General features: G+C 48.3%; 7 protein-coding genes and 1 rRNA gene. 5 read left to right on the top strand and 3 right to left on the bottom strand.

Annotated elements, in window-relative coordinates:
- The 5 genes from ACFW2W_RS13110 to ACFW2W_RS13090 form a co-directional block, all read left to right on the top strand.
- The coding region (locus ACFW2W_RS13110) for a tetratricopeptide repeat protein (RefSeq protein WP_378178455.1) at window positions 1–1548 on the top strand (1548 nt) is incomplete at its 5' end.
- A gap of 12 nt (window positions 1549–1560) precedes the next feature.
- On the top strand, window positions 1561–2550 hold the full coding sequence (locus tag ACFW2W_RS13105) for a CHAT domain-containing protein (RefSeq protein WP_378178453.1): 990 nt from the start codon (window positions 1561–1563) through the stop codon (window positions 2548–2550).
- A 183-nt stretch (window positions 2551–2733) separates the two neighbouring features.
- A complete protein-coding gene (locus ACFW2W_RS13100; protein WP_378178450.1) occupies window positions 2734–3255 on the top strand; it encodes a photosystem I assembly protein Ycf3 in 522 nt (173 codons plus the stop codon).
- Between the two features lie 90 nt (window positions 3256–3345).
- Window positions 3346–3636 (top strand): Asp-tRNA(Asn)/Glu-tRNA(Gln) amidotransferase subunit GatC, encoded by a 291-nt coding sequence (gatC, locus tag ACFW2W_RS13095; RefSeq protein WP_378178447.1) that lies wholly within the window; start codon window positions 3346–3348, stop codon window positions 3634–3636.
- Window positions 3637–3750: 114 nt separating this feature from the next.
- Window positions 3751–4743, top strand: coding sequence for a glutathione S-transferase family protein (locus ACFW2W_RS13090; protein ID WP_378178444.1), 993 nt, complete (start codon window positions 3751–3753; stop codon window positions 4741–4743).
- 94 nt (window positions 4744–4837) lie between these two features.
- On the opposite strand, the gene aroA is transcribed toward ACFW2W_RS13090, so the two are convergent.
- From aroA to rrf, 3 genes are all read right to left on the bottom strand, one after another.
- Window positions 4838–6184: a 3-phosphoshikimate 1-carboxyvinyltransferase gene (gene aroA, locus ACFW2W_RS13085; RefSeq protein ID WP_378178441.1), complete on the bottom strand. Its 1347-nt coding sequence runs from the start codon at window positions 6182–6184 to the stop codon at window positions 4838–4840.
- Window positions 6185–6279: 95 nt separating this feature from the next.
- A complete protein-coding gene (locus ACFW2W_RS13080) occupies window positions 6280–7611 on the bottom strand; it encodes a hypothetical protein (RefSeq protein WP_378178438.1) in 1332 nt (443 codons plus the stop codon).
- Window positions 7612–7719: 108 nt separating this feature from the next.
- Window positions 7720–7837 (bottom strand): 5S ribosomal RNA (rrf, locus tag ACFW2W_RS13075).
- Window positions 7838–7841 lie beyond the last annotated feature (4 nt).

Genomic DNA, 7841 nt, shown 5'->3' with positions numbered 1-7841 from the left:
CCCTTGAGACGGGCGACTGGGGACAAAGCTGGGGAAGCTGTTACCCTCAATAACATCGGTGGAGTCTACTCCGCTTTAGGAGAAAAGCAAAAAGCCCTGGAATTTTACAATCAATCCTTGCCCTTGAGACGGGCGACTGGGGACAAAGCTGGGGAAGCTGTTACCCTCAATAACATCGGTGGAGTCTACTCCGCTTTAGGAGAAAAGCAAAAAGCCCTGGAATTTTACAATCAATCCTTGCCCTTGAGTCGGGCAACTGGGGACAAAGCTGGGGAAGCTGTTACCCTCTACAATTTCGCCTACCTGGAACGTAACCGAGGCAATCTTAACGAAGCTCTCACTCAGATGAAAGCAGCAATCAAAATCATTGAAGACCTCCGCACCAACGTAGCAAGCCAGCAACTCCGCGCCTCATACTTCGCCACTGTGCAGGATTATTACCAGTTCTACATCGACCTGCTAATGCAGTTGCACCTCACTAACCCCGACAAAGGATACGACGCTCTAGCACTGCAAGCTAGCGAACGCGCCAAGGCACGCAATCTCCTAGAACTCCTCACCGAAGCTAACGTTAACATTCGCTCTCGTGAAAACCCCGAATTAATCAAACAAGAGCGCACCTTACAACAGCAACTCAACGCCGCAGAACAAAGCCGGGTAAAACTCCTCGAAGGTTCCTACACAAACAAGCAGTTAGCCGAGATTAAAATACAAATTGAATCCTTCCTCAGCGAACTGGATGGAGTCCAAGCCGAAATCCGCCAGAAAAACCCCGCCTACGCAGCAATATCTCAACCCGCAGCCTTCACCCTCAATCTGCAACAAATTCAACAACAGGTACTCGACGACAATACCCTGTTGTTGGAATATTATTTAGGCGAAGAACGCAGCTATCTCTGGGCTGTCACCAAGACAAGCATCACCAGCTACGAACTCCCCAAACGCGCCGACATCAAAGCCGCAGCCGAGGAATTCTACAATCAACTCACATCAGAAACAGGCAGCCTCGAATCTGGCATAAAGTTGAGCCAGATGCTACTCTCTCCCGTTGCAAATCAACTCGGTAACAAACGCTTACTCATCGTCAGCGACGGCGCACTGCAATCAATTCCCTTCGCCGCACTGCCGATACCTGAAAACAATCAGGTGTCGCTTCTCCCCCAACCCCGCCCGGAAATCAATTTCCGAGCTAATAGCGAAAGTCCGTTAAAACGGACTGACTCCAAATCTCTAGTCGGTTTCAACCGACTTGAGATATTAGCCAGGGATTTCAATCCTTGGCGAGTGTCGCTTCTCCCCCAACCCCGCCCGGAAATCAATTTCCGGGCTAATAGCGCAAGTCCGTTAAAACGGACTAACTTTAAATCTCAAGTCGGTTTCAACCGACTTCAGCTTAAGCTGTGGGATTTCAATCCTTGGCGGGTGTCGCTTCTCCCCCAACCCCGCCCGGAAATCAATTTCCGGGCTAATAGCGCAAGTCCGTTAAAACGGACTAACTCGAAATCTCCAGTCGGTTTCAACCGACTTGAGATATTAGCCAGGGATTGAAATCCCTGGCGGGTGGTGGGTACGCAACAGGTGTCGGTTCTCCCTCAACCCCGCCCGGAAATCAATTTCCGGGCTAATAGCGAAAGTCCGTTAAAACGGACTAACTCGAAATCTCCAGTCGGTTTCAACCGACTTGAGATATTAGCCAGGGATTTCAATCCCTGGCGGGTGGTGGGTACGCAACAGCGGGTAACTCCCCTCCTCGTACAAAACGAAATCGTCTCTCTCCCCTCCGCCTCAACCATCAGCGTAATCCGCAACCAATTCAAAGGACGCGCCCCCGCCGCCAAAACAGTCGCCGTCTTAGCAGATCCCATCTTCACCACCGATGACCAGCGGTTGACATCCCAACCCCAGCCCAGCAACACTACAATTGCCACCGACGCGAAACGCTCTGCCGCAGAAGCCTGTCGCACCTCCGATCTCGAACGCCTTGAGTACAGCAGTAAAGAAGCCGAAGAAATTCTCACTCTTGTACCCGCTGCTCAACAACTCAAAGCCTTGGGTTTTAATGCTTCTCGCGCCACCGCCACCAGTCCCGATTTAGCTCAGTATCGCATGGTGCATTTCGCCACTCACGGCTGCATCAACGAAGAACATCCAGAATTATCCGGCTTGGTGCTATCGCTTTTTGATGAAAAAGGCAATCCCACCGATGGCTTCCTGCGTCTCCACGACATCTACAACCTCAATCTCCCCGCCGAACTCGTTGTCCTCAGCGCTTGCCAAACCGGACTCGGTAAAGATGTCAAAGGAGAAGGACTCGTTGGGTTGACACGCGGCTTTATGTATGCTGGCGCAAAGCGAGTGGCGGTAAGTTTGTGGCGCGTTAACGATACGGCAACTTCAAAGCTGATGGAGAAATACTACCAACAGATGCTAGACAAAGGACTAAATCCCGTAGCGGCGCTGAGAGCAGCACAACTGGAAATGTGGCAAACTGAGCAATGGAAAGCTCCCTATTACTGGGCGGCTTTTGTGGTGCAAGGCGAATGGAGATAAGAAAATATTGCGCGATCGCACATAAACTGGGTTGATTGAGGAAAGAATAACAAAAGCGCGATCGCATTTGTTATTCTCAATCCAGTTGACTCCAAGAGCGCGTTAAATTAGCTTAAAGAGCATTACTGAGCAATAAACTGACCGGCTACACTCTCGCAGTAGCCCAGCATTACAGAGGCGGATATGCCAAGAACGCAAAAAAACGATAATTTCATTGACAAAAGCTTCACGGTAATGGCGGATATAATCCTGAAAATCCTGCCTGCCAACAAGAAAGCAAAAGAAGCCTTCATCTACTACCGCGATGGTATGTCAGCGCAGGCAGATGGTGAATACGCCGAAGCTCTAGACAATTACAGGGAAGCCCTAACGCTAGAGGAAGACACTTACGATCGCAGCTATATCCTCTACAATATGGGACTAATATATGCCAGCAATGGGGATCACGAGCAGGCTTTGGAATACTACCACCAATCGCTTGACTGTAATCCCCGCCTGCCTCAAGCGTTGAATAATATCGCCGTTATTTACCACTTCCAAGGGGAAAAGATCAAGGAAGATGGAGATCCAGAAGCCGCTGAAGCTTTGTTTGATAAAGCAGCAGAGTATTGGAAACAAGCGATTAGCATGGCTCCTAATAACTACATCGAAGCCCAAAATTGGCTCAAAACGACTGGGCGATCTACGATGGATATCTTCTTTTAGGTAACAGGTAATAGGTAATCAAGAAAAGAGAAAAAATTACCTACTACCTACTATCAAATTACCAATCACCAATTAGCCATTACTACTGTTATGATTGACCGCGAACAAGTTCGCAAAGTTGCCCATCTGGCTCGTCTAGAACTGACTCCAGAGGAAGAAGCCCAATTTACGACCCAACTAGGCAGTATTTTGGAGTATTTTGAACAACTGAGCGAACTAGATGTCAGTGATGTGCAGCCCACAACACGGGCAATTGATGTCAGCAATGTGACACGCCCTGATGAACTACAACCCTACTCTAACCGGGAAGCTATTCTCACAGGTGCCCCGGAGCAAGAGGGTGACTTTTTCAAAGTGCCGCAAATTCTTAGTGCTGAGTGAGGTACTCCCCATATTTTGCACCTAAGACCGATGAATTTCAGGTGATAACCTGAGCCAATGAGTGTAAGGGCAATTCTCCTGGGGTTGCCCTTAATACTCTCAAAGGAGAAAGTTATGAGTTTAGGTATTTTGGTTGATGGAAAGTGGGTTAGCGAACGAGAACAAGAAGACTCCCAAGGAAAATTCATTCGCCCATCAACAACCTTCCGCAACAAAATTACAGCCGATGGTTCTAGTGGCTTTAAGGCTGAACCGGGTCGCTATCATCTCTATATTTCCTGGGCTTGTCCTTGGGCGCACCGAACCGCAATTATGCGCCAATTGAAGGGATTAGAAGATGTCATCAGCCTCTCGGTTGTGGCACCCGAAATCAAGCAAAATAGTTGGGAATTCTCGGACGAACCAGGTTGTATTCCCGATACGGTAAATAGGAGTCGCTATCTCTGGGAAGTCTATCTCAAAGCGGATTCTAATTACAATGGGCGAGTGACTGTCCCAGTTCTTTGGGATAAAGAAACTGCGACGATTGTGAATAATGAATCCCGCGAGATCATTCGGATGTTTGATACAGAATTCGATGATTTCGCGAAGTCAGATATGAATTTTTATCCAACAGAATTGCCAGAAGCGGTTGATAAGACGATTGATGCGATTTACCAACCGATTAATAATGGCGTTTATCGGGCGGGATTTGCGACTAGCCAAGCAGCCTACGATGAAGCGGTGACGGAACTATTCGATGCTCTCGATCGTTGGGAAAAGGTGTTAGAGGAGCAACGCTATCTGTGTGGGGAAAGCATCACCGAGGCAGATTGGTGTATGTTTACCACTCTCTTGCGCTTCGATGCCGTTTACTATGTCCACTTCAAGTGCAACTTACGCCGGATTGTGGATTATCCCAATCTCTGGAATTACCTCAAAGACCTCTACCAAGTGCCGGGGGTGAAGGAAACCTGCAACCTCGATCACATCAAACGGCATTACTACAAAAGCCACCCGAAAGTTAATCCTACCGGAATTGTTCCTAAAGGGCCGTTAATTGATTTTGAGGAACCTCATAACCGCGAACAGTTAACACGCAAAGTAGCAAACGCGATCGCTGTCTAGTTCCTCATTTAAAAAGCAAGGTGGACACTACCCACTTTGCTTTTTATAATACTAGGGTGAAAACGCAAATGCTGTAAGCATCTGAGCTTAAGCATCACCTGATAATCCCGATTAAGGATTGAAAGAAGTCAGGGTAAGAAATGGCAGCTGCTTCGGCACGCCCAATCGTGGTAGTGCCTTCTGCATTAAGGGCGGCAATTGCTAAACTCATGGCAATCCGATGGTCGGTATGACTATCAACATCAGTACCGATGAGGGGAGTGCCACCAGTAATTTCTAACCCATCGGGTCTTTCTGTAACCTTGGCACCCATGCGGTTGAGCTGAGATGCCATAACGGCAATGCGATCGCTTTCTTTTACCCGCAACTCTGCTGCATCTCGAATTACAGTAGTTCCTTGGGCAAACACTGCCGCCACTGCCAAAATCGGAATTTCATCAATTAGTTGGGGAATTAATTCGCCAGCAATTTCACACGCCTTGAGGGCACTGGAACGTACCCGCAAATCTGCCACAGGTTCACCCGCGACAACCCGCTGATTTTCCATCTGAATGTCAGCGCCCATCCTCTCCAGAGCTTCCAGAATGCCGGTGCGGGTGGGATTGATCCCTACATTTTCAACACACAACTCCGAACCCGGTACAATCGCCCCAGCGACCAGCCAAAAGGCAGCTGAGCTGATATCCCCCGGCACAATCACTGGCTGCCCTTGTAGCTTGGCTGAGCCAGTAATGGTGACGCTATTGGTTTGTGGATCGATGCTGAGTTCTGCCCCAAAAGCTCTGAGCATCCGTTCGCTGTGGTCGCGGGAGAGGGCGGGTTCGGTAACGGTAGTTTGTCCTTCCACCATCAATCCAGCTAGGAGAATACAAGATTTGACTTGTGCTGAGGCAATCGGGGAGTGATAGTGAATCGGTCGCAGTTGCTGTCCTTGAATTGCCAGGGGTGCTAAAGAACCGTCCTGCCGTCCCCAAATTTGAGCGCCCATCTCTTGTAACGGTTTGACAACGCGGGACATCGGGCGCGATCGCAGCGAGCTATCCCCCGTCACCGCAAAAAAACGTCCCGGATGAGAGGCTAGAAGCCCCAGCATCAGCCGCAAGGTAGTACCTGAGTTACCGGCGTCCAAGACTGAGGTCGGTTCTTGCAGGCAGCCGAGTCCGATGCCCTGAATTCGCACCATTTCCGGATTCAGTTCCGAAATTTCGGCACCCATCGCCCGAAAACAGCTAGCAGTGCTGCGGGGATCTTCCCCCAAGAGGAGTCCCTGAATGGTAGTTTCTCCTTGGGCGATCGCTCCCAACATCAAAGCCCGGTGGGAGATAGATTTATCTCCTGGCACCCGAATACGCCCCTGCAAGGATAGCCCTGATGCGGGATTTTGAATGATTAAACGATCCTGATTTTCAGTGTTTTTTAGCGTGACAACTGCGGCTGGCATGGAGATGGATTAGGATGAAGTTGCAAATAGTGATTCTACCAATTGGTGACGCTGGCGATGGCACTGGAGCTAGTACCCACTTCAGATCCCGATCGCTACTTTTGAAAGCCTATTCCTATCTTCTTTTTACCCTTGCCCTTAGATTTTGATTTGTTAACCTCTACCAGCGCTTCCTGAAACAAATTATGTAAATGCACTGGTACACTGGCAATCTCCGGTAAATCAGGCTCTATCGGCTTGTTATATTCTTGCAGTAAAGCGTCTAAATCGCGGTCAATTTTCAATTCTGGACGCTGTAATACTGTTTTCAACAGCTTTTCCATTTGGGCTGGATAAGTTTCCGCTAAGCGATGCCAAATGAAGGCATTAATCGTCGAGTCTTCTAAATACTGGCAAACCAGCTTCTCAGTATTTTCGATGTTGTTCTGCCAGTCTTCTACTTCTAGCATTGCCTTGAACCGGCTGTACGCAGGCAGAAACATTTGACCCCAACGAGGATGGGTGAGAGCTGTTAGCTGTTCGGCTTTCTTGAGATTTGCAGGCAACTCAACTTTAGGCGTTACCATTCTAGTTGGGTTTTTGCTGTCAAACATCTGAGCGATCGCTTTTGAATCGGCACCGGATTCTTCTGCGGCTGCTTTCATTTCCTCTTGTGTAACCCCAGCTTCTGCGGCTATTTGCGAGAGCGATTTATTTTCATCAATGCCTGCCGCTGCTAAGCGTTTCTTAGTCAGTACTTCCTGAAATTCTTCTATCTTCTTATTCATCTGGTACCCAGGCATTACGACTTCATCGCTACCAAAAAAGCCCAGAAAATCTTGGTGATATTGTTCTACTGATTGCCACGCCAGTTCTAGAAGTTCTGGGGCATCGCTATAAAGCGATTTCTTGTAATTTTCCTTAAAATTTCCGATTGCTACCGCCAGCTTGGGTTTTCCTAATCTCCCCATTGGGATACAAGGACCAGAAAACATCCAGACGTTATCGGTTACGGGTGCAATGCGAGTGAGTAAAATTTCTCCCTCTTTAAACCGTTTCATCTCCTGCAACGTTAGAAGATTGTTTGGCTTGACGATGTAGTGCTTAGCTGTCAGCCAGTTCATCAACTCAAAGCCATCCGGTAATACTTGGAGCGTCGCAAACAAACCAATGAAGCTGCACCGCCAGCTACTGACTAAGTTGCGATCGTTTTCGGACAATTCTGGCTGGCTCTCCAGAAACAAATCCAAAACGTTTTTATCACCTATTTTTCCTTCAGTCAAGAAGGTATCAATTATTAGGTCTCTTTGAGCAATATCTTGACGCTCTCGATGTGACTGAGCAGCTGCATAGGCTTCTAGCGATTGTGCTAGCTCTCCTTCCGCCTCCAGGACAAACTCAATCAAGGCTTGCTTTAATTCGTGCGATCGCTCTAATATGGCATCCACAGCTCAATCTCTCGTTCAACAATTCTACGTTAAAGGTTATTCAAGAAATTGAGCAAATGCAACAAAGCTCTCTTGCATAATTATGTAAGAGAGCTTTGTAGATAATTAACCTGGCACTGAGCTATTTTCCCAGGCAGTCACCCGCCGAGTATCTTCGCCGCAGTTGCGTTTCACCTCCGAGTTCGGGATGGAGTCGGTGTGGTTCCACAACGCTAGTAGCACCAGGAAAG

This window comes from Coleofasciculus sp. H7-2 (genome assembly GCF_042747725.1).
Lineage (GTDB): Bacteria > Cyanobacteriota > Cyanobacteriia > Cyanobacteriales > FACHB-T130 > FACHB-T130.
Note: the sequence above shows the minus strand (reverse complement) of the source record. Positions and strands in the feature narration are given on the sequence as shown.

What these genes read in the sequence shown, in the direction of transcription:
- ACFW2W_RS13100 (WP_378178450.1), top strand. Translation starts at nt 2,734, where the DNA reads ATGCCAAGAACGCAAAAAAACGATAATTTCATTGACAAAAGCTTCACG.
- gatC (WP_378178447.1), top strand. Translation starts at nt 3,346, where the DNA reads ATGATTGACCGCGAACAAGTTCGCAAAGTTGCCCATCTGGCTCGTCTA.
- ACFW2W_RS13090 (WP_378178444.1), top strand. Translation starts at nt 3,751, where the DNA reads ATGAGTTTAGGTATTTTGGTTGATGGAAAGTGGGTTAGCGAACGAGAA.
- aroA (WP_378178441.1), bottom strand. Translation starts at nt 6,184, where the DNA reads ATGCCAGCCGCAGTTGTCACGCTAAAAAACACTGAAAATCAGGATCGT.